This is a genomic window from Nocardioides soli, assembly GCF_014191495.1.
GTDB lineage: Bacteria > Actinomycetota > Actinomycetes > Propionibacteriales > Nocardioidaceae > Nocardioides > Nocardioides soli.
Window position 1 is genome coordinate 260,319 of record NZ_JACHWR010000003.1, and the last position, 20,651, is coordinate 280,969.

General features: G+C 73.3%; 21 protein-coding genes. 14 read left to right on the forward strand and 7 right to left on the reverse strand.

Annotated features, from left to right (window positions below):
• Positions 1 to 55: 55 nt before the first annotated feature.
• The 3 genes from FHU40_RS20150 to lipB form a co-directional block, all read right to left on the reverse strand.
• Entirely contained in the window at positions 56 to 2,260 is a 2,205-nt protein-coding gene (locus tag FHU40_RS20150; protein ID WP_183594143.1) for an ATP-binding protein, read from the reverse strand.
• Positions 2,257 to 2,904 (reverse strand): LuxR C-terminal-related transcriptional regulator, encoded by a 648-nt coding sequence (locus FHU40_RS29695; protein WP_183594144.1) that lies wholly within the window; start codon positions 2,902 to 2,904, stop codon positions 2,257 to 2,259. Before FHU40_RS29695 ends, FHU40_RS20150 begins: the two co-directional genes overlap by 4 nt.
• Positions 2,905 to 2,989: 85 nt before the next feature.
• Entirely contained in the window at positions 2,990 to 3,706 is a 717-nt protein-coding gene (gene lipB / locus FHU40_RS20160; RefSeq protein ID WP_183594145.1) for a lipoyl(octanoyl) transferase LipB, read from the reverse strand.
• Positions 3,707 to 3,774: 68 nt separating this feature from the next.
• Here lipB and FHU40_RS20165 point away from each other — a divergent pair, with 68 nt between their 5' ends.
• Positions 3,775 to 4,245, forward strand: coding sequence for a hypothetical protein (locus tag FHU40_RS20165; protein WP_183594146.1), 471 nt, complete (start codon positions 3,775 to 3,777; stop codon positions 4,243 to 4,245).
• On the opposite strand, the gene FHU40_RS20170 is transcribed toward FHU40_RS20165, so the two are convergent.
• From FHU40_RS20170 to lpdA, 3 genes are all read right to left on the reverse strand, one after another.
• Positions 4,191 to 5,090, reverse strand: coding sequence for a TIGR01777 family oxidoreductase (locus FHU40_RS20170; protein WP_183594147.1), 900 nt, complete (start codon positions 5,088 to 5,090; stop codon positions 4,191 to 4,193). The two genes, FHU40_RS20165 and FHU40_RS20170, sit on opposite strands and share 55 nt — an antisense overlap.
• 102 nt (positions 5,091 to 5,192) lie before the next feature.
• The gene (sucB, locus tag FHU40_RS20175; protein WP_183594148.1) at positions 5,193 to 6,980 is read right to left on the reverse strand and encodes a 2-oxoglutarate dehydrogenase, E2 component, dihydrolipoamide succinyltransferase; all 1,788 of its coding nucleotides are present in this window, start codon (positions 6,978 to 6,980) and stop codon (positions 5,193 to 5,195) included.
• A gap of 55 nt (positions 6,981 to 7,035) precedes the next feature.
• On the reverse strand, positions 7,036 to 8,427 hold the full coding sequence (gene lpdA, locus FHU40_RS20180) for a dihydrolipoyl dehydrogenase (RefSeq protein WP_183594149.1): 1,392 nt from the start codon (positions 8,425 to 8,427) through the stop codon (positions 7,036 to 7,038).
• Between the two features lie 157 nt (positions 8,428 to 8,584).
• Here lpdA and FHU40_RS20185 point away from each other — a divergent pair, with 157 nt between their 5' ends.
• Positions 8,585 to 8,911 (forward strand): hypothetical protein, encoded by a 327-nt coding sequence (locus tag FHU40_RS20185; protein WP_183594150.1) that lies wholly within the window; start codon positions 8,585 to 8,587, stop codon positions 8,909 to 8,911.
• Positions 8,912 to 8,944: 33 nt separating this feature from the next.
• On the opposite strand, the gene FHU40_RS20190 is transcribed toward FHU40_RS20185, so the two are convergent.
• Complete coding sequence (locus FHU40_RS20190; protein WP_183594151.1) at positions 8,945 to 10,462, reverse strand: leucyl aminopeptidase; 1,518 nt, start codon at positions 10,460 to 10,462, stop codon at positions 8,945 to 8,947.
• Between the two features lie 66 nt (positions 10,463 to 10,528).
• Here FHU40_RS20190 and gcvT point away from each other — a divergent pair, with 66 nt between their 5' ends.
• Genes gcvT through FHU40_RS20250 form a run of 12 tightly spaced genes read left to right on the forward strand, consistent with a single transcriptional unit; the run spans position 10,529 to position 20,600 of the window.
• Positions 10,529 to 11,632: a glycine cleavage system aminomethyltransferase GcvT gene (gene gcvT / locus FHU40_RS20195; RefSeq protein WP_183594152.1), complete on the forward strand. Its 1,104-nt coding sequence runs from the start codon at positions 10,529 to 10,531 to the stop codon at positions 11,630 to 11,632.
• 3 nt (positions 11,633 to 11,635) lie between these two features.
• Positions 11,636 to 11,893, forward strand: a complete 258-nt coding sequence (locus FHU40_RS20200; protein ID WP_183594153.1) for a hypothetical protein — start codon at positions 11,636 to 11,638, stop codon at positions 11,891 to 11,893.
• Positions 11,894 to 11,926: 33 nt separating this feature from the next.
• Positions 11,927 to 12,439 carry an RNA polymerase sigma factor gene (locus FHU40_RS20205; RefSeq protein WP_183594154.1) on the forward strand — a complete coding sequence of 171 codons (513 nt, stop codon included), beginning with the start codon at positions 11,927 to 11,929 and terminating at the stop codon, positions 12,437 to 12,439.
• Positions 12,436 to 13,542, forward strand: a complete 1,107-nt coding sequence (locus tag FHU40_RS20210) for a hypothetical protein (protein WP_183594155.1) — start codon at positions 12,436 to 12,438, stop codon at positions 13,540 to 13,542. Before FHU40_RS20205 ends, FHU40_RS20210 begins: the two co-directional genes overlap by 4 nt.
• Before the next feature lie 24 nt (positions 13,543 to 13,566).
• Positions 13,567 to 14,388 carry a PhzF family phenazine biosynthesis protein gene (locus FHU40_RS20215; protein WP_183594156.1) on the forward strand — a complete coding sequence of 274 codons (822 nt, stop codon included), beginning with the start codon at positions 13,567 to 13,569 and terminating at the stop codon, positions 14,386 to 14,388.
• Between the two features lie 16 nt (positions 14,389 to 14,404).
• Entirely contained in the window at positions 14,405 to 15,199 is a 795-nt protein-coding gene (locus FHU40_RS20220; RefSeq protein WP_183594157.1) for a thymidylate synthase, read from the forward strand.
• Positions 15,189 to 15,692 (forward strand): dihydrofolate reductase, encoded by a 504-nt coding sequence (locus tag FHU40_RS20225; protein ID WP_183594158.1) that lies wholly within the window; start codon positions 15,189 to 15,191, stop codon positions 15,690 to 15,692. Before FHU40_RS20220 ends, FHU40_RS20225 begins: the two co-directional genes overlap by 11 nt.
• Positions 15,693 to 15,710: 18 nt before the next feature.
• Positions 15,711 to 16,625 (forward strand): hypothetical protein, encoded by a 915-nt coding sequence (locus FHU40_RS20230; protein WP_183594159.1) that lies wholly within the window; start codon positions 15,711 to 15,713, stop codon positions 16,623 to 16,625.
• A 10-nt stretch (positions 16,626 to 16,635) separates the two neighbouring features.
• On the forward strand, positions 16,636 to 17,004 hold the full coding sequence (locus tag FHU40_RS20235; RefSeq protein WP_183594160.1) for a SpoIIAA family protein: 369 nt from the start codon (positions 16,636 to 16,638) through the stop codon (positions 17,002 to 17,004).
• A gap of 53 nt (positions 17,005 to 17,057) precedes the next feature.
• Positions 17,058 to 17,975, forward strand: a complete 918-nt coding sequence (locus FHU40_RS20240) for an LLM class F420-dependent oxidoreductase (RefSeq protein WP_183594161.1) — start codon at positions 17,058 to 17,060, stop codon at positions 17,973 to 17,975.
• Between the two features lie 43 nt (positions 17,976 to 18,018).
• Positions 18,019 to 18,918, forward strand: a complete 900-nt coding sequence (gene dapA / locus FHU40_RS20245; protein ID WP_183594162.1) for a 4-hydroxy-tetrahydrodipicolinate synthase — start codon at positions 18,019 to 18,021, stop codon at positions 18,916 to 18,918.
• Positions 18,915 to 20,600: a ribonuclease J gene (locus FHU40_RS20250; protein ID WP_183594163.1), complete on the forward strand. Its 1,686-nt coding sequence runs from the start codon at positions 18,915 to 18,917 to the stop codon at positions 20,598 to 20,600. The genes dapA and FHU40_RS20250 overlap by 4 nt, the downstream gene beginning before the upstream one ends.
• Positions 20,601 to 20,651 lie beyond the last annotated feature (51 nt).

Below are 20,651 nucleotides of genomic sequence, written 5' to 3' on the forward strand. Positions count from 1 at the left end.
CGCCCCCGCCGTGCGGACTCCAGCCACCCCTTTCCGTGGTTCTTCCGACTCCCGGTCACGGGGTCCGCGGCAGCTCGGCGACCTCGTCGCCCGTCACCGCGCTGGCCAGGCCGTCCCGGCCGTGCGGCAGGATGCGGCCGGTGAACCGCCCCTCCGGTACGGCGTCGAGCCGGCTGGCGAGCCAGTGCGCGATCGCGTCCAGCTCGGTCTCGGACAGCACCCGGTCGGACGCGTCGTCGAGCAGCACGACGTCGACGCCGCGCCGGCGGGCGGCCATCGCGGCCTCGATCATCGGAGGCCGGCTGATCCGGCCGCCCCGGTACTGGTCGCGGAGCCGGCCGTCGAGGGCGGCGCACTCCCGGCGCTCGTGCTCGGTGAGCTCCGCACCGCTCTCGAGCCGCTCCAGCATGCGGCCGATGACCTCCTCCAGGGCCCGGGACCGCTCCCGCAGCTCGCGAGCCGCCGCCTCGCGGAACACCTGGGCACGCACCGCCGCCAGCTCCTCGGCCCGCAGCGCCGTGGTCCGAGCCTGGGTGCGGGCGGTGCCCAGCACCAGCAGCACCCCGATCGCCAGGATCACCAGGTGCCGGGTCGTCGAGGCGAGCACGTCCGCGACGTCGTTCGGCCAGAGGTAGGCACCGCTCAGCGAGAGCACGACGGCGACCAGGCCGCCGAGGACCGCCACGCCCGGCCGGCCTCGGACCGCGAGCGCGAGGAGGACGAAGCCGCAGGCCGCGACGTACCAGGTGTCCCCGTAGCGGTGCTCGTCGCGCGGGATCGGGACGAGGCTCAGCGCGGTGGTGGCGACGACGATCGCGACGACCACCCAGGCACGTGCGGGAGTGGGTCGGGCCAGCGAACGCCAGCCGATGGCGAGGAAGGCCGCACCGACGCCGACGATCGCCAGGCCGGCGACCGCGGGGTCGCCGGCCGCAGCGCCGGCGATGCCGGCGAGAACCGCCTGGGCGGCCCAGAAGACCGCGATCGTGACCAGGATCCCCGTTCGCACCCGGCGGTCCTCCGCCGGCAGGATGCCCGTGTCCACGGCCGGGGCGGCCGGCTCCTCCGCCGGGCGGCCACGGGTCCAGGCGAGGGTGACCCGGGTGCCCGAGCCCGGTCGCGACTCGACCCGGGCCTCGCCTCCGGGCACGCCCCGCACCCGCCCGACGATGCTGGTGGAGATCCCCATCCGGCGCGGCGAGACCCGGGCCGGGTCGAACCCCACACCGTCGTCCGCGACCCGGATCCGCACGTCGTCGTCCGAGATCGCCATCTCCACCGAGATCGTCGCCTGCGGCCCGGCATGGGTGCGGCTGTTCACGAGTGCCTGGCGCAGAGCGCCCGTGAGCGCCTCGGCGACGTCGAGGCCGACGGAGGCCGCGGCGCTGCCCGTCCGCCGGCTGTCGATGAGACCGACCCGGGCCGCGGGGCACTCCTGGGCGGCGGTGTCACGCACCTGGCGCACCAGGTCGTCGACGGGCACGCGCGCGGCGGCCTCCGGCTCGTGCAGGTCGCGAAGCAGCCGACGGGTGCGGGCGGCCTGGGCGGCGACCGCGGTGCGCAGGGCCGGGGCGTCTCGTGCGGCGAGCACCAGCGTTGCCAGCAGCTCGTCGTGCACGAGCGCCTGGAGGCGGCGTCGTACGCCGGCGCGGGCGTCCTCGGCCGACCGGTGGGACGCCCGGGCGTAGGCGACCCTGGTGGAGCGGTCGAAGTCGCGGCTCGCCGCGACCAGGGTCCCGAACAGCAGCACGAGCGCCAACGAGGCGAAGAAGGCCTGCACGTCGCTCGCCAGCGCGCTCAGGGTGTCGTGCCCGACCAGGACGCGGAGCAGCTGGATCGCCGCGGTGGCCGCGAGCAGCACCAACCACGCCGCACGCCGTCCCCAGGCGACCAGCGCCGCCGCGACCGGCGCCGCGGTGAACGTGAGCACCCACGGCACCTCGCCGTCGCTCACCCGCCCGGACGCGGCAGCCAGGGCCAGGACCAGCAGCAGCACGCCGTACTCGACGACGACCAGCGCGTTCAGCCAGCGCAAGGTGGGCAGGTCCGACCAGGGCGCGCTGCCCGCGGCCAGCAGCGGCAGCAGGATCGCGATCGCCGTGAGCACCCACGGGGACGTCGGAGTGCCGAGCCGGTCGGGCTGGGTGACGACGAAGGAGGTCGCGACCGTGGCCGCCAGCGTGCTCGCGCCGACGACCCCGGTGCACAGGCGCAGGGTGCGCAGTTCCGCGCGCGGCTCGCGCGCCGCCGTCGCGGTCACGACAGGGTGGGGTACGGCAGGATGCCGTCCTCCATCCCGCGCCGGTACAGGTCCACCTTGGTGTTCGCGGGACGGCTCAGCTGGGCGTAGACGGTGCGGATCCTGCGGATGTGGTCGTCGATGGTGTTCTCCGTGACGCTCAGGCGGCGCGCGACGCTCTTCGCGGGGAGCCCGGAGGCGTAGAGCGCAAGCACCTCGCGCTCCCGGTCGGTCAGCGGCGCCGAGCCGAGCTCGGGATCGGAGTCCAGGGCGGCGGCCCACTCCGTGGTCACGATCGGCTGTCCGGCCGCGGCCGCGGCGATCGCCCCGATGATGTCCTCCGGTGCGGCCGACTTCCGTACGATCCCCAGCACCCCCGAGCGGGACACCTCCCGGATCAGGAACGGGTTCTCGCCCGAGGTCAGCACCAGCACGTCGGTGCCGCGGTCACGAAGTCGCTCGACGTTCTCCGAGGGCTGGGAGCCGTCCCGCAGGTTCAGGTCGAGGACCACCAGGCGGGCGCGGATCCCGGCGGCGATGAACTGCGGCACGGACGCCGCGTGGCCGGCGAACTCGAGCGCCTCGTGGTCGTGGATGAGGCCACCGACGGCCAGCGAAACCAGCTCGTGATCGTCGACGATCGCCACCTGGATCGGCTCCGGCACCCTGTCCCCTCTCGTCGCCGCCCACCGTAGTCGGCGGACGCGGCACGCGTGGCCGAATCCGGACGGGCCCGGTGTGGGCCGGGACTCAGGGGGTGAGCAGCTCGATCCGGGGGCCCTTCGCCGGGTCCGGGCGCGGGTCGTAGTCGGGTGTCGCGTCGTACGGCTCCCAGGCCAGGTAGGTGCGCAGGTGGCGCTCGACGTACGGCGTGACCTCCGCGACCGTGACGTCGCGCCCGAGCTCGAGGCTCAGCGAGGTGACGCCCGCGTCGGAGATGCCGCAGGGGACGAACCGGTCGTACCAGCCGAGGTCGACGTCGCAGTTGATCGCGAAGCCGTGCATGGTCACCCCGCGACTCACGCGGATGCCCAACGCGGCGATCTTGCGCTCCGGCCCCCGGTCGTCGGCCCGCAGCCAGACGCCGCTGCGCCCCGGCACCCGCGCCGTGGTGACGCCGAGGTCCGCGCACGCCCGGATCAGCGCCTCCTCGACCCGGCGCACGTAGTCGACGACCTTGACGTGGTCGGGCAGCGTGACGATCGGGTAGCCCACCAGCTGACCGGGTCCGTGGAAGGTGATCTTGCCGCCGCGGTCGACGTCGACGACCGGCGCACCGCCGGGGTCGAGCGGGCGCTCGTGCGGCTCGGTGCGCTTGCCGGCCGTGAACACCGCCGGATGCTCCAGGAGCAGCACGGTGTCGGGCCGGTCGCCGTCCGCGACCCGCTCGTGCAGGTCGCGCTGGAGATCCCACGCGGCCAGGTAGTCGACGAGCCCGACGTCCTCGAACTTCAGCCGGTCAGTCACGCGTCGAGCGTACTGCGGCGCCTGTGGACGGCCGACGGGACGGTCTCGCTGCTGGGTAGGAGAGGGGCATGACGTTGCTGCTGTCCCTGGTGCTGCCGGTGCTCGTGGCCGCCCCGGCCGCACCACCTGCGATCGAGGCCGCCGCCGTGCTGCATGCCTGGGACGCGCGACGCGCGACGGCGTGGGCCGACGGCGACGTGACCGCGCTGCGGTCCCTCTACGTGCCGGGGTCGGCGACCGGCCGGGCCGACGTCGCGATGCTGCGCGCGTGGGTGGCCCGCGGCCTGCGGGTCGAGGGGTCGTCGATGCAGCTGCTGCGCGTCGAGGTACGTCGGGCGGACGGGTCGCGCCTGACGCTGGTCGTCACCGACCGGCTCGTCGGGGCGGTCGCCGTCGGCCCCGGCGTACGCCGCCCGCTGCCGCGGGACCGGGCCTCGACCCGGCGGATCGTGCTGGTGCGCCGAGCGGGGGAGTGGCGCGTGGTTCAGGCGAGCCCGGTGCGGACCACCTCGTGGACGGTGCGGTCGCGGAAGGAGTAGCCCGTCGCCTCGAGGACCGTCGGCCGCAGGTTGATCGAGCCGAGCACCTCGCCGGACACCGGGCCGGCGCCGACCCTGATCGCGAACGCCGGCGCGGGCAGCAGCGCGCGGCGGCCGAGCGCCCGGGCGAGGGCCTCGGTGAACTCGGCGTTCGTCGGGGTCTGCGGGCAGCACAGGTTCACCGGCCCGGAGACGTCGTCGAGCTCGGCCAGGTGTGCCGCTGCGCCCACCCAGTCGCGCAGCGAGATCATCGCCATCCGCTGCCGGCCGCTGCCCAGCCGGCCACCCAGGCCGGCTCGGAAGAGCAGTCGCAGCTGCTTGAGCGGCGCCGCGCGGCGGTCCATGACCGGCGAGGTGCGCAGCACGCAGACGCGGGCACCCGCGGCGACGGCCGGGGCCGTGGCGTCCTGCCACTCCCGGGTCACGCCGGTCATCAGGCTCTCGCCGCGGCTGTCGGACTCCTCGGTCACGACATCCTGCCCGTGGTCGCCGTACCACGCGATCGCGTTGCCGGCGAGGTACGCGGGACGCCGCTCGCTGGTCGCGACCGCCTCGGCCAGCACCCGGGTGGTGGTCACCCGGCTGGCCCGAAGCTCCCGCGCCCAGCGGCGCGAGTGGGGGTTGCCGATCGTGGGCGTGCCGGCGAGGTTGACGACGACGTCGGCGGACTCGATCACGGCGCGGTCGTAGACCCCGGCGTACGGGTCCCAGCTCGACTCGTCCGGCGCCGACGTCGGACGCCGGGTGAGCGCCACCACCGCGTGCCCGCGCCCGACCAGCTCCTCGGAGAGATGGCGCCCGAGGAAGCCCGAGGCGCCCGCGATCACGACGGTCCTGGTGTCCACGCCCCCACCCTGCCATGCCCCGAAATGCCGAGTAGGCACCAGATTTCAGCTGGGGCTGAAATCTGGCGCCTACTCGGGTGAAATCTGGCGCCGGGTCGGCGGTCAGACCTCGAAGTGACCGGCCTCCAGGCGCTGCTTGACCTCGCGGAGGAAGCGGCCGGCGTCGGCGCCGTCGACCAGCTGGTGGTCGTAGGTCAGGGACAGGTAGACCATGTAGCGCACGGCGATCGTCTCGCCGAGGTTCGGGTCGTCGATGACCACCGGGCGCTTGACGACCGCGCCGGGGCCGAGGATCGCGACCTGCGGCTTGTTGATGATCGGGGTGTCGAAGAGCGCCCCGAAGCTGCCCAGGTTGGTGATCGTGAAGGTGCCGCCGGAGAGCTCGTCGGGCCCGATCTTGTTGGTGCGGGTCCGCTCGGCGACGTCGGCGATCTTCTTCGCCAGGCCGGCCACCGACAGGTCGCCGGCGTCCTTGATCACCGGGGTGAGCAGGCCCTTCTCGGTGTCGACCGCGAACGCGACGTGCTCGCGGTCGAAGTAGGTGACCTCACCGGCCTCGGTGTCGAGGGTGGCGTTCAGCGCCGGGTGCTGCTTGAGCGAGTCGATCGCCGCCTTGGCGAAGAACGGCAGGTACGTCAGCTTCGCGCCCTCCCGCGCCAGGAAGTCGTCCTTCACCGCCTCGCGCAGGCGGGCGATGTTGGTGACGTCGACCTCGACGACCTGGGTCAGCTGGGCCGAGGACTGCAGCGAGTCGCGCATCCGCTCCGCGATGATCTTGCGCAGCCGCGAGATCTTCTCGGTCTTGCCGCGTAGCGGCGACGGCTGCACGGGCACCGGGGCCGCGGCCGGGGCGGCCGCCGGAGCGGCGGGAGCCGCCGCGGCAGGGGCCGCCGGCGCCGCGGGGGCCGCCGGCTGGCGGGCGTCGAGCACGTCCTGCTTGCGGATCCGACCGCCGACGCCGGTGCCGCGCACCGTCGCCAGGTCGACGCCGTGCTGTGCCGCGAGCTTGCGGACCAGCGGGGTCACGTAGCCGGGGCCGTCGGAGTCGGCCGCCGCGGGCGCGGCGGGAGCCGGGGCGGGGGTCGCCGCGGCCGGGGCCGGAGCGGCGGGGGCGGCCGGCGCGGGCGCCGGCTCGGGCTCGGGCTCGGGCGCCTGCTGCGGCTCGGGCTCCGGTGCCTTCTCGGGCTCGGGCTGGGCCTGCTGCTGGGTCTGCTGCGGGGCCTGCTGGGCGGGCGCGGCGGAGGCGTCCCCGATCACGGCCAGCTCGGCGCCGACCTCGACAGTCTCGTCCTCCTGCACCTTGACCTCGAGCAGGGTGCCGGCGACCGGGGAGGGGATCTCGGTGTCGACCTTGTCGGTGGAGACCTCGAGCAGCGGCTCGTCGACGGCGACGTCGTCGCCGACCGACTTCAGCCAGCGGGTGACGGTGCCCTCGGTCACCGACTCGCCGAGGGCGGGCAGAGTGACCGACGTGCCGCCGCCGGAACCGCCGGTCGGCTCGGCCTCGGCCGCGGGCTGCTCGGGGGCCGGCGTGGTCGCTGCGGGCTGCTCGGCCGGCGCGGGCTCCGGTGCCGGCTCGGGCTCGGGCTGGGATTCCTGCTGCTGCTCCTGCTGCGGCTCGGCGGCCTGCTCCTGCGAGCCCGAGGACTCGCCCGCGTCGCCGATGACCGCCAGCACGGCGCCGACCTCGACGGTGTCGTCCTCGTTGGCCTTGATCTCGAGCAGGGTGCCGGCCACGGGGGAGGGGATCTCGGTGTCGACCTTGTCGGTGGAGACCTCCAGCAGCGGCTCGTCGACCGCGACCGTGTCGCCGACCTGCTTGAGCCAGCGGGTGACGGTGCCTTCGGTGACTGACTCGCCGAGTGCCGGGAGGTTGACTTCGGTGGCCATGGAGTTCCTTCGCTTCGAGTGCTGAGTCTTGTTCTGGACGTCTGGTTCTGGACGGTCAGGAATGTGCGTGCAGGGGCTTGCCCGCGAGCGCGAGGTGCGCCTCGCCCAGGGCTTCGTTCTGCGTGGGGTGGGCGTGCACGAGCGGCGCCACGTCGTCGGCGTACGCCTCCCAGTTGTAGATCAGCTGGGCCTCGCCGATCAGCTCGCCGACCCGGTCGCCGACCAGGTGCACGCCGACCACCGGCCCGTCCTTGCGGCGGACCAGCTTGACGAAGCCCTGCGTCTTGAGGATCTGGCTCTTGCCGTTGCCGCCGAGGTCGTAGGTCACGGTCTCGACGCCGTCGTCACCGTACGTCGTGCGCGCCTGCGCCTCGTCGAGGCCGACGGAGGCGACCTCGGGGTGGGAGTAGGTGACCCGCGGGATGCCGGCCTCGTCGATCGGAGTCGGGTCGAGCCCGGCGATGTCCTCGGCCACGAGGATGCCTTGCTGGAAGCCGCGGTGCGCGAGCTGGAGGCCGGGCACGATGTCGCCGACGGCGTACACGCCGTCGAGGTTGGTGCGGCAGCGCTCGTCGGCGAGCACGAAGCCGCGGTCCATCGCGACGCCCTGCTCGTCGTACCCGAGCCCCTCGGTGACCGGTCCGCGACCGACGGCGACGAGCAGCAGCTCGGCCTCGATCACGCTCTGCTCACCGTCGGCTCCCTCGACGGTCACGGCGACGCTGGCGTCGGTGGTCTTCACGCTCCGGAAGGAGGTGCCCGTGCGGAACGCGATCTTGCGCTTGCGGAACGCCCGCTCGAGCGCCTTCGACGACGCCTCGTCCTCGGCCGCGAGCAGCCGGGGCAGGGCCTCGACGATGGTGACCTCGGCCCCGAAGCTGCGCCAGACGCTCGCGAACTCGCAGCCGATCACGCCGCCGCCGAGCACGACCACCGAGGCCGGCACCCGGTCGAGCCGGAGCGCCTGCTCGGAGGTGATCACGCGCTCGCCGTCGATCTCGAGGTCGGGGAGGCTCTTGGAGTAGGAGCCGGAGGCGAGCACCACGTGCGTGCCGGTGTACGCCGTGCCGTCGACGGTCACCTCACGCGGGCCGGTGAGTCGGCCGGCGCCCTCGATCACGGTGATGCCGCGGCCCTTGATCAGGCCCGTCAGGCCCTTGAAGAGCCGCGAGACGACCCCGTCCTTGTAGGCGTTGACGCCAGCCATGTCGACGCCCTCCAGCGTGGCCCGCACGCCGAACTGCCCCGACTCGCGCGTCTGGTCGGCCACCTCGGCTGCGTGCAGCAGCGCCTTGGTCGGGATGCAGCCCACGTGCAGGCAGGTGCCGCCGAGGTTGCCCTTCTCGACGAGTCCGACCTTCAGACCCAGCTGGGCCGCCCGGAGAGCACAGGCATAGCCGCCCGAACCGGCACCGAGGATGAGTACGTCGAAGTCGGGATCGGCCACGGGCCCATCTTTGCACTTCTGACCCGCCAGTCCACACCGGCCTCCCGACTACCGAGCGGTCACCACCGGCGTGGAACCGCGACGCTGCGTGGCGGGTGTTGGCACACTTGACCACATGTCATGGATGGACCGCTTTCGCCGTGGGTCGAAGGTGCGGATGAGCGCCCCGGCGCAGGACGCCGCCCGCACCGGCTCGACCCGGGTGCGCGCCTCGGACTCGATGGACGTCGGGCACCTCTACACCTGGGTCGCCGAGCGCCGCGGGGTCGAGGGCTTCGTCGAGCCGCGGACGGCGGTCAGCGACGTGACCCTGCTCCTCGTCGCCCATGACGGCGAGTGGACCCGGCGCCGGGTGCCGTCGGCGAAGTGGGCCCACGAGTTCTGCAACAAGCAGCAGATCCCGTCGTACGACGCCGCCGTGGTCGGGATCCCGCAGCGGATGCGCGACTACAACCGGCGCAAGAAGCTGCAGGGCGGGGCGTAGCTGCTCCCTCCGACTGACTACCCGGCCGACCGACTACCGCGCCGCTACCAACGCCCGCGCGTAGTCGACCAGCGTGCCGACGGCGACGCCGGTGCCGCCGCTGGTCACGTGACCCCAGGGGCCGCCGGAGTTGAACGACGGGCCGGCGATGTCGAGGTGCGCCCACGGCAGCCCGCCGGTGAACTCGCGCAGGAACGCCGCGGCGTACAGCCCGCCGCCCCACCGGATCCAGTCGTGCTGGGAGAGGTCGGCGACCTTGCTGCTGCGGATCCGCTCGTTCATCGCCTCGGGGATCGGCATCGGCCACATCTCCTCGCCGGCGGTCGCCGCGGCCGCGAGCACGTCGTCGACGACGTCGGGGGAGCCCATCACCCCGGCGACCCGGTCGCCGAGCGCGACGACCATGTGCCCGGTCAGGGTGGCGACGTCGACCAGCACGTCGGGCCGCTGCTCGGTCGCGCGCACCAGCGCGTCGGCGAGGATCAGTCGGCCCTCGGCGTCGGTGTTCTGGATCTCCACGGTGGTGCCGCCGTACTGCGTGAGCACGTCGCCGGGCCGGATCGCGCTGCCGGAGAGCATGTTCTCGGCCATCGGTACGAACGTGCTGACCTTGAGCGGCAGGCCGAGCGTCGCGATCGCGTACGTCGCCTGCACGACGGCGGCCGCCCCCGCCATGTCGGACTTCATCTCGCCCATGCTCTGCGCGGGTTTGATCGTCAGGCCGCCGGAGTCGAAGGTGATGCCCTTGCCCACCAGCGCCAGGTGGTGCTTGGCGCCGCGGGGGGAGTAGCTGAGCTCGACCAGTCGCGGCGCCGCGGAGGAGCCGGCACCGACGCCGAGGATGCCCCCGCAGCCCAGCTCGGCGAGCGTCTGCTCGTCGTACACCTTGATCGCGATCTTCGGGGCGCCGCGACCGCGCGTCAGCTCCTTGGTCGCGGCGGCGACGGTGTCGGCGAACGCCGGCGGCGTCAGGTCGCCCGGAGGGGTGTTCACCCAGTCGCGGGTGACGGCGACGGCGCGGGCGACGACCTGCGCCTCCTCGAACGCCGCGACCGCCTCCTTGCGGCGGGCGACCTCGCTGAGCACGACCACCTCGCCGGGGGCCGAGTCCTTTCCGTCCTTCTTCGCCGGGCCGGACTTGTAGGCGGTGAAGGTGTAGCCACCCAGGAGGTGCCCCTCGGTCACCGCGCGGACCAGCTCCGGGGAGCCCGCGGGCAGCGCGAGGGCGACCGACGCCGCGTTGCCGACCGAGCGGCCGGCCACGCCGGCGGCCCGGCGTACGGTCGTGGGGTCGACCTTCTTGCCCAGGCCGACCAGCACCAGCAGCGGCGAGCCGAGGGCGCCGGCGGTCGGCACCTTGACCGCCTCGCCGGCCTTGCCGGTCACGCCGAGCGTCGCGAGCAGCGGCCGCAGCTTGCGTCCGTAGGCCTTCGCGACGTCGGCGCCGCCGTCGGCCAGCTCGGGGCCCTTGGCGCCTTGCACGACGCCGATCACCACCGCATCGCACTTGGTCTTCGCGGGGCTGGCGCTGCGCAGGGTGTACGTCGTCACCGGGGCAGGATAGTGCGGACCTGCCGAGGTGCGCGCTCCTCCCGGGCGCTCGGCTAGGGTCGCCACATGGCCGACCTCCTCCACTCGCCACTCCACGACCGGCACGAGGCGTCGGGTGCCAAGTTCGGGGAGTTCGGTGGCTGGTCGATGCCGCTGGAGTACCCCACCGGCGTGGTCAAGGAGCACACCGCGGTCCGCGAGGGCGTCGGCGTCTTCGACGTCAGCCACCTGGGCAAGGCCGTGGTGGCCGGCCCGGGTGCGGCCGCCTTCGTGAACAGCACGCTCACCAACGACCTCGGGCGCATCGCCCCCGGCCAGGCGCAGTACACGCTGTGCTGCGACGACGAGACCGGCGGCGTGGTCGACGACCTGATCGCTTACCTGTACGACGACGAGCGGGTGCTGCTGGTGCCGAACGCCGCGAACACCGCCGAGGTCGTGCGCCGGCTCACCGCGGCAGCGCCGGAGGGCGTGACCGTCACCGACGAGCACCGCGACCACGTGGTGCTCGCCGTGCAGGGCCCGCGGTCCGACGAGGTGCTCGGCGCGCTCGGGCTGCCGGTCGGGCACGACTACATGTCCTTCGGGGTCGCTCCCTTCGAGGGCGCGGACGTCGTGGTGTGCCGCACCGGCTACACCGGCGAGCGCGGCTACGAGCTGATCGCGCCGAACGCCGTCGCCGGCGCGCTCTGGGACGCCATCCTCGCCGCGGGCGCGGAGCACGGCATCACGCCGTGCGGCCTGGGCGCCCGCGACACCCTGCGCACCGAGATGGGCTACCCGCTGCACGGCCAGGACATCTCCCTCGACGTCACGCCCAACCAGGCCCGCATCGGCTGGGCGGTCGGCTGGAAGAAGGACGCCTTCTGGGGCCGCGACGTGCTGACCGCCGAGCGCGAGGCCGGTCCGGCGCGGGTGCTGCGCGGCATCGTCGCCACCGGCCGCGGCATCCCGCGCCCGCACATGTCGGTCAGCCTGACCGCCGACGTCCCTGTCGGCGAGGTCACCTCCGGCACGTTCTCGCCGACGCTGCGCAAGGGCATCGGGCTCGCGCTCGTCTCGTCCGCCGTGGCCCCCGACGCCGAGGTCGGCGTCGACATCCGCGGTCGGCGCGAGGTGTTCCAGCTGGTGAAGCCGCCGTTCCTCGACCCGTCCGTGCGGGAGGACTGATCCGTGAACCTGCCCGACCAGCCGCCCACCTTCCGGCCCCCGAGCCCGGCCGAGCGTCCGTGGTGGTGGCGCCTCGAGAACGCCGCCGGAGCCGAGGTCGCCGTCGCGGGAGACCTCGCCGGCCAGCGCTTCGCCAGCCAGGCCGACGCCGAGTCCTGGGTGGGCGAGATCTGGTCGGAGCTCGCCGACCAGGGCGTCGACGCCGTCACGCTCTTCGAGCACGACCGGCAGGTCTACGGACCGATGTCGCTGCGGGCCTGACGCGGCCCGTCGCGTTGGGGTCATGATGGCGGCATGGCCGGGGACGACGCCGACTTCGCCGCCTACCTGGCGGCCCGGTGGCCGTCGGTCGTCCGCACTCTGATCCTGCTCGGCGGCCCGCCGGCGCAGGCCGAGGACGTCGCCCGCGACGCGCTCGCCCGCTGCTACGGCTCGTGGGAGCACGTCCGCCGCGAGGACGACGTCGACGCCTACGTCTACCGCACGGTCCTGGAGCGCTGGCGGCACGGCCGGCGGCACCGGGCGTTGGTGCCGCCGACGGTGCCAACGACGGAGGCGGCGACAGTGCCGGCGACGGAGGCGGAGGGCGAGGAAACCGGTCCGGTGCGGCTGCGCCGGGCGCTGGAGGCCGAGCTCGACCGGCTGGCCGAGGAGCCACGCGAGGCGGTGGTGCTGCGGTTCGTCGCCGGGCTCGACGACGTTCAGGTGGCCGGTGCGCTCGACGTGCCGCTGGACGCGGCGCGGCAGCGGCTCACCCAGGCCCTCGCCGAGGTCGACCTCGACGCGCTGCGGGAGCTGGACCCGTGAGGCCGCGCGAGGTGCTGGCGGCGGACCTCTTCCGTCGCGCGTCCGAGTCGATCGAGGTCTCGTCGGTGCCGCTGGAGGAGATCGTCGGCGCGGCCCGGGCCGAGCGCGTCCGGCGCCGCCGGCGCGCGCTCGTCGGCGTGGCCGTGGCGGCGCTGGTCGTCGGCGTCGCGACCTGGCTGTCGACCCGCTCGTCCTCGGAGCCCGACAGCCTCGGCCCGCTGGAGGTCAGGCGGGCGCCGAACCCGGTGGACGTCGCCTGGTACGCCGGCGGGCGCCTGCACCTCGATGACGTCACCGTCGCGCTGCCGGCCCTCACCGATCTCGTGGAGCTCAACGGCGGGGCGGTGTACGGCGACCACGAGGGCACCGTCGCCTTCGTCGCGGCCGACGGCGAGCGGCGGCTGCTGGGCCACAAGGACCCCGACACGCTGCTGGTCGGCTCCACCGCGCAGGCCTGGGTCGCCTGGATCGAGCCGGGCGAGGACCGGCGACTCGTCGCGTACGACGTCAGCACCGGCGAGGTGGTCGACACCCGCGACCTGCCCGCCGGCGACGCCCAGCTGATCGCGCTCGACCAGCACCGGATCTTCTACCGCGACTCGGCGGGCGCCTACGCCTGGACGCCCGGCGTCGACAGCGCGGAGCGCCTGGTGCGCGGCGGACTCGTCGACGTCGAGTCCGCCACGCGCGTCTACCAGGAGGGTCGGCGGATCGACATGGTCCAGGCGTTCTTCAGTGTCGACTTCGAGCGCCCCGGGATCGGCGCGCTGCTCTCGCCGGGCGGCACCCACGTGCTGACCCGGCGGCCGGACGGCGCAGCGACGCGGGTCGACGCGCCGTACCGGCCGCTGCTGTACGACGCGCGCTCCGGGGATGCGCTCGACACCGGCGTCGGGCGCGGCGAGCGGGCGGTCGACGCGACGTTCGGGGACAACCTCGAGACGGTCTACCTGGTCGCCCAGGTGGCCGACCTGGCGGGCGGGTCCGACCTCGACGGCAACATCGACCCGCTGCTGGTGCTGCGCTCCTGCTCGATCGGCGGCCAGTGCCACGACGTCGCCCCCGTGCAGACCGGCACGGACCGGCCGCTGCTCGCGCACTGACCGGCCTGGCCCTACCGTCGGCTCATGCGCTTCAGCCAGGTCGACGTGTTCTCGAGCGAGCCGCTGCGCGGCAACCCGGTCGCGGTCGTGCACGATGCCGACGGCGTGACCGACGAGCAGATGGCGGCGTTCGCGCGCTGGACGAACCTGTCGGAGACGACGTTCCTGCTCACGCCGACCGACCCGGCCGCCGACTACCGGCTGCGGATCTTCACCCCCGGCGACGAGCTGCCGTTCGCCGGGCACCCCACGCTCGGCAGCGCCCACGCGTGGCTCGAGGCCGGGGGAGCGCCGGCGGCCCGCGACCGCGTGGTGCAGGAGTGCGGCGCGGGGCTCGTGACGATCCGGCGCGAGGACGGGCTCGCCTTCCAGGCGCCGCCGCTGATGCGCTCGGGCGCCGTCTCCGACGAGGATCTCGACGCGATCGCGGTCGCCCTGCGGCTCGACCGCGCCGACCTCGTCGACACGGCATGGATCGACAACGGGCCGGGCTGGGTCGGTGTGCTGCTGCGCGACGCCGACACGGTGCTGGGGCTGCGCCCCGACTGGGCGGCGTTCGGCGACCTCAAGATCGGCGTCGTCGGTCGGTACGCCGCCGGCGGCCCGGCCGACGTGGAGGTCCGGGCGTTCTGCCCGCAGTACGGCGTGCCGGAGGACCCGGTGACCGGCTCGCTCAACGCCGGCCTCGGCCAGTGGCTCGCGGGCAGCACCCTGCCCGCGGCGTACGTCGCGTCGCAGGGCACGGCGCTGCAGCGGGCCGGCCGGGTGCAGGTGTCGCTGGTCGGCGGCGCGGTCTGGGTCGGCGGGGCGACGCGCACCACGGTTGCCGGGTCCGTCGATCTCTGAGGACTAGGCTCGGGCCGTGCAGCAGTACCTCGACCTCCTCCAGCGGATCCTCGACGAGGGCGTCGAGAAGGGCGACCGCACCGGCACCGGCACCCGCTCGGTCTTCGGCCACCAGATGCGCTTCGACCTGACTGCGGGCTTTCCGCTGGTCACCACGAAGAAGGTGCACACGCGCTCGGTCTTCGGCGAGCTGCTGTGGTTCCTGCGCGGCGACACCAACGTGAAGTGGCTGCAGGACCGCGGCATCAGCATCTGGGACGAGTGGGCCGATGCCAACGGCGACCTCGGCCCGGTCTACGGCTACCAGTGGCGCTCCTGGCCGACGCCCGACGGCCGGCATGTCGACCAGATCGCGCAGGTGGTCTCGCAGCTCCGCGACGATCCCGACTCGCGGCGGCACATCGTGTCGGCCTGGAACGTCGCCGACATTCCCGACATGGCGCTCGCGCCGTGCCACACGATGTTCCAGTTCTACGTGGCGGACGGCCGGCTTTCGTGCCAGCTCTACCAGCGCTCGGCCGACGTCTTCCTCGGCGTGCCGTTCAACATCGCGTCGTACGCCCTGCTCACCCACATGGTCGCCCAGGTGACCGGTCTCGAGGTCGGCGACTTCGTGCACACGCTCGGCGACGCGCACCTCTACCTCAACCACCTCGACCAGGCGCGGCTGCAGCTCACGCGCTCGCCGAGGGACCTCCCGCGGCTGGTCCTCGACCCGTCGGTGACCGAGCTCGACGCGTTCGACCTCGAGCACATCGCCGTCGAGGGCTACGACCCGCACCCCGGCATCAAGGCTCCCATTGCCGTCTAGGGGCGGACGTCGGGTCGTCCTGGTCGCCGCCGTCGCCCGCAACGGCGTGATCGGCAACGGCCCGGACATCCCGTGGCGGCTGCCCGGCGAGCAGGCGCTGTTCAAGTCGCTCACGCTCGGCCACACGCTGGTGATGGGCCGCACGACGTACGCGTCGATCGGCCGGCCGCTCCCGGGCCGCACCACGATCGTGCTGACCCGGTCGACGACCTGGTCGGCCGACGGGGTGCTGGTCGCGCACTCCGTCGAGTCCGCCCTCGACCTGGCCGACACCCTCGACCCCGCCGCCCAGGTGATGGTCGCCGGCGGGGGAGAGGTCTACGCCGCCGCCCTCCCGCACGCCGACGAGCAGGTGCTGTCGCTGGTGGACCTGACTCCCGACGGCGACGCGTTCTACCCGGCGTACGACCCCGCCGAGTGGATCGAGACCGCTCGCGAGCCGTACGACGGATACGAGCGGGTGTTCCTGGTTCGGGCCTCGGAGCGGCTGTAACGCGGCTACGGTGCGCCTGTGGTCGACCTCTGGGCGCGCTTCGGCATCGCGGCCTTCTTCGTGTACGGCACGGTGCGCCACTGGCCGAAGAGGTCGCCCGAGGCGGTCGAGCTGCGTCTCGAGCAGTTCGCGGAGCGATTCGAGTCGCCGGTCCGGATCGAGGAGGCGTCGGGCGTCGACGGCGTGATTCGCGGGGGCGACCACTTCCTGAGTCTCGCCTATGCCGGGCTGGCCGTGATCGCGCTGGCGTGGGGCCCGGAGCCGGCGACCACGGTCGGCATGATCGGCGCCACGGTGCTCCTCGGTGCGGTGCTCGCGCTCGGAGCAACGGTGCGGGCGTTCTCGCGGCTGGAGGATCGCTCACCTGACGGCGAACTGGTGTCGTCCACGGACTTCCAAGACCCTGCGGAGCGAGCCACGCCGTACGCCCTGGTGGTGGCGTCCGTCCTCGCGGTTGTGGCCGACCATGCCGTTGTCGGGTTGGCGGTCGCCGGCGCCGGCCTCCTGGGCGCGGTCGCGATGATCGGTCTCGACCGCTGGCTGTTCCGACTTCGCTTCACGCCCCGTGACGAGCACCACGCGTACGTGCTCGACGCGCTGCGAGCGTCCATCGTGGCGCGCCTGTACCTAGTCGCGGTGAGCTGGCTGGTTGTCCTGCTCGCCATCGGCGAGCACACCGAGCCCTGGACCGCCCTCGCGGTGGCGGTCGTCGTCGTCCCGGTCGTCTGCACCGTGGTGCTCGGCTGGTCGGGGTCGCCGCGCTTCGTCCGGCGGCGCTGGCGGGAACGCGCGGCACGGGCCGACGCTGCCCGAACTGCGAAGGCGCCCTGGTGGCGGCGCCCGCGAGCCGTACGACGGATACGAGCGGGTGTTCCTGGTTCGGGCGGCCGACCGCCTGTAACGGGTGATCCCGCGCCCGCCCCGCGGAACTAGCGTGAGGCGCATGATCAGGGTCATCGAGGACATGCCGCCGGGGACGATCGGGTTCGAGGCCGGCGGCAAGGTCACCGACGAGGACTACGAGACGGTCCTCGTGCCGGCGGTGCAGGCGGCGCTGGAGGCGGGTGAGGTGCGGCTGCTCTACGTCCTCCCGGACGGCGTGCAGTACTCGCCCGGCGCGATGTGGGCCGACACCAAGCTCTGGGCCGGCCACCTCAAGGGCTGGAAGCGGGTGGCGATCGTCTCCGACGCCGACTGGCTGGAGCACGCCATCAAGGCGTTCGGCTGGATGATGCCCGGCAAGGTGCGCGTCTTCGACGACGACGACGTCCGCGAGGCCAAGGCGTGGCTGGTCGGCATCGACGACGACTGAGCCGGGCCACCCTCGCCGACCATGCGCTTGGCCGGCCTGACAGGCTGGACGGCATGGAGCTGCGCGTCTTCACCGAACCCCAGCAGGGAGCCACGTACGACGACCTGGTGGCCGTCGCCCAGGAGGCCGAGAGGCTCGGGTTCGGGGCGTTCTTCCGGTCCGACCACTACCTGGGCATGGGCACCGAGGGGCTGCCCGGGCCGAGCGACGCGTGGATCACGCTGGCCGGCATCGCGCGCGAGACCAGCACGATCCGGCTCGGCACGATGATGACCAGCGCGACGTTCCGGCTGCCGGGTCCGCTGGCGATCAGCGTGGCGAACGTCGACCAGATGAGCGGCGGGCGGGTCGAGCTGGGCATCGGCGCCGGCTGGTTCGAGCCGGAGCACACCAAGTACGGCATCCCGTTCCCGGGCACGAAGGAGCGCTTCGACCGGTTCGAGGAGCAGCTGGCGATCGTCACCGGCCTCTGGGCGACCGACGGCGGCTTCAGCTTCGATGGCGAGCACTACCAGGTGACCGACAGCCCGGGGCTGCCGAAGCCCACCCAGCCCAAGCCGCCCGTGCTCATCGGCGGCGTGGGCAGGAAGCGGACGCCGCAGCTCGCGGCGCGGTACGCCGACGAGTTCAACCTGCCGTTCGTCGACGAGACGACGACCAAGGAGCAGTTCGCCCGCGTGCGTGAGGCATGTGAGGCACAGGGCCGCGACCCGCGGACCATGCGCTGGTCCAACGCGCTCGTGGTCTGTGTCGGCGCCGACGAGGCCGAGGTCGAGCGCCGGGCCGCCGCGATCGGGCGGGACAAGGACGAGCTGCGCGAGAACGGCCTCGCCGGCACGCCGCAGGAGGTCGTCGACAAGATCGGCCGGTACGCCGCGCTCGGCGCCGAGCGGGTCTACCTCCAGGTGCTCGACCTCGCCGACCTCGACCACCTCCGGCTGATCGCCCGCGACGTGATGCCGCACGTGTGAGCCGACACCGGTCGGGCCGGGGCGGAGCGATAGCCTGGGGGACATGACCTCTGCCGCACCTGCAGCGCCGTTCGGACGCATGCTGACCGCCATGGCGACCCCCTTCGCCGCCGACGGGAGCCTCGACCTCGACGGGGTGCAGCGCGTGGCCAAACACCTGGTCGCCACCGGCCACGACGGGCTCGTGGTCTCCGGTACGACGGGCGAGTCGCCGACCACCACCAAGGAGGAGGACGGCGAGATCCTCGCCGCGGTGCGCGCCGCGGTCGGTCCGGACATCAAGCTGGTCGCCGGCGTCGGCACCAACGACACCGCGACCTCGACGTACCTCGCCCGCCAGGCCCGCGAGCGCGGCGCCGACTGCGTGCTCCTCGTGTCGCCCTACTACAACAAGCCCGGCCAGCGCGGCATCGTCCAGCACTTCCGCCAGGTGGTCGACGCCGCCGAGCTCCCGGTGATGCTCTACGACGTTCCCGGCCGCACCGGCAGCCAGATCGCGCTCGAGTCGTACGCCGAGATGATCGCCTGGGAGCCGGTGATCGCCGTCAAGGACGCCGTCGGTGACATGCCGCGCGCGGCGAAGCTCGCGCAGCTCGGATACGCCGTCTACTCCGGCGACGACGTCAACACGCTCGGCTTCCTGGCCCACGGCGCCTGCGGCCTGGTCTCGGTCGTCGGCCACGCCGCCGGCAAGGAGCTGTCGTCGATGATCGCCACCTTCCTCGCCGGCGACCACGCCGGTGCCCTGGAGACCTACCTGCGGCTGATGCCGGCGTTCGAGGCGGTGATGGGGGTGCCCAACTACGGCGCGACCACCGCCAAGGCGTCGCTCGAGCTGCTCGGGGTCCTCGACAACCGCCACGTCCGGTCCCCGCTCGTCGCGCTCGACGACAACGAGGTCGCGGCGCTGCGCGCCGGCCTGGAAGCGGCGGGTCTGTTGTGAGCCACCCCCATCCCGAGCTGTCCGCCCCCGGCCCGCTCGCGCAGGGGGGCCTGCGGGTCACCCCGCTCGGCGGGCTCGGCGAGGTGGGCCGCAACATGACCGCCTTCGAGTACGACGGCCGGCTGCTGCTGGTCGACTGCGGCGTGCTGTTCCCCGAGGACCACCAGCCCGGCATCGACCTGATCCTCCCCGACTGGTCCTCGATCCGCGACCGGCTCGACGACGTCGAGGCGCTGGTGCTGACCCACGGTCACGAGGACCACATCGGCGCCACGCCGTACCTCCTGCGCGAGCGGCAGGACATCCCCCTGGTCGGCTCCCAGCTCACGCTCGCGCTGCTCGGCTCGAAGCTCCGCGAGCACCGGCTGAAGGAGACGGTCCACCACGTCGTCAAGGAGGGGGACCGGATCTCGTTCGGGCCGTTCCAGCTCGAGTTCGTGGCGGTCAACCACTCCATCCCCGACGCGCTCGCGGTCGCGATCCGCACCGGCGCCGGCCTGGTGCTGCACACCGGCGACTTCAAGATGGACCAGCTGCCGCTCGACGGCCGGATCACCGACCTGCGGGCGTTCGCGCGGCTGGGGGAGGAGGGCGTCGACCTCTTCCTCACCGATTCCACCAACGCCGAGACGCCGGGCTTCACCCCGACCGAGAAGAAGATCACCCCGGTCATCGACCAGGTCTTCCGCGAGTCGAACCAGCGCATCATCGTGGCCTGCTTCGCCTCCCACGTGCACCGCGTGCAGCAGGTGCTCGACGCGGCGTACGCCCACGAGCGCCAGGTCGCGTACGTCGGGCGCTCCATGGTCCGCAACATGGGCATCGCCCGCGACCTCGGCTACCTCAAGGTCCCGCCGGGCACACTGGTCGACACCAAGGACCTCGCCGACCTGCCGCCCGAGCGGCAGGTGCTGATCTCGACCGGGTCGCAGGGCGAGCCGATGAGCGCGCTGAGCCGGATCGCGCAGCGCAACCACAACTTCGTGCACATCGAGGAGGGCGACACCGTCCTGCTCGCCTCCAGCCTGATCCCCGGCAACGAGAACGCCGTCTTCCGGGTGATCAACGGCCTGGCCCGCTGGGGCGCCCGGGTCGTGCACAAGGGCAACGCGATGGTGCACGTCTCCGGCCACGCCAGCGCCGGCGAGCTGCTCTACTGCTACAACATCGTGCAGCCCCGCAACGTGCTGCCCGTGCACGGCGAGATCCGGCACATGCTCGCGAACGGCGAGCTGGCCCGGGCCACCGGCGTCGAGAACGTCGTGATCGCCGAGGACGGCGTCGTGGTCGACCTGGTCGACGGTGTCGCGGAGGTGGCCGGCAAGGTCGAGTGCGGCTACGTCTTCGTCGATGGCTCCTCGGTCGGCGACGTCACCGAGTCCGACCTCAAGGACCGCCGGATCCTGGGCGAGGAGGGCTTCATCTCGGTGATCGTGGTCGTCGACTCGGTCAGCGGCAAGGTCGCCGCCGGCCCGGAGATCCACGCGCGCGGCAACGCCCTCGACGGCGCGTCCTTCGACGAGATCAAGCAGCCGATCATCGACGCGCTCGATCGGGCGATCTCCGAGGGCAACACCGACACCTACCAGCTGCAGCAGACCGTGCGGCGGGTGATCGGCCGCTGGGTGAGCAACACCCACCGCCGCCGCCCGATGATCGTGCCGGTCGTGATCGAGGCCTGAGCGGGTCGTCCGCCTCTCGGCCGCGTCGGCCGAGAGGCTCGGGCAGTCCCA

What these genes read in the sequence shown, in the direction of transcription:
- FHU40_RS20165 (WP_183594146.1), top strand. Translation starts at nt 3,775, where the DNA reads ATGACGTTGCTGCTGTCCCTGGTGCTGCCGGTGCTCGTGGCCGCCCCG.
- FHU40_RS20205 (WP_183594154.1), top strand. Translation starts at nt 11,927, where the DNA reads ATGGCCGGGGACGACGCCGACTTCGCCGCCTACCTGGCGGCCCGGTGG.
- dapA (WP_183594162.1), top strand. Translation starts at nt 18,019, where the DNA reads ATGACCTCTGCCGCACCTGCAGCGCCGTTCGGACGCATGCTGACCGCC.
- FHU40_RS20185 (WP_183594150.1), top strand. Translation starts at nt 8,585, where the DNA reads ATGAGCGCCCCGGCGCAGGACGCCGCCCGCACCGGCTCGACCCGGGTG.
- gcvT (WP_183594152.1), top strand. Translation starts at nt 10,529, where the DNA reads ATGGCCGACCTCCTCCACTCGCCACTCCACGACCGGCACGAGGCGTCG.
- FHU40_RS20235 (WP_183594160.1), top strand. Translation starts at nt 16,636, where the DNA reads ATGATCAGGGTCATCGAGGACATGCCGCCGGGGACGATCGGGTTCGAG.
- FHU40_RS20215 (WP_183594156.1), top strand. Translation starts at nt 13,567, where the DNA reads ATGCGCTTCAGCCAGGTCGACGTGTTCTCGAGCGAGCCGCTGCGCGGC.
- FHU40_RS20240 (WP_183594161.1), top strand. Translation starts at nt 17,058, where the DNA reads ATGGAGCTGCGCGTCTTCACCGAACCCCAGCAGGGAGCCACGTACGAC.
- sucB (WP_183594148.1), bottom strand. Translation starts at nt 6,980, where the DNA reads ATGGCCACCGAAGTCAACCTCCCGGCACTCGGCGAGTCAGTCACCGAA.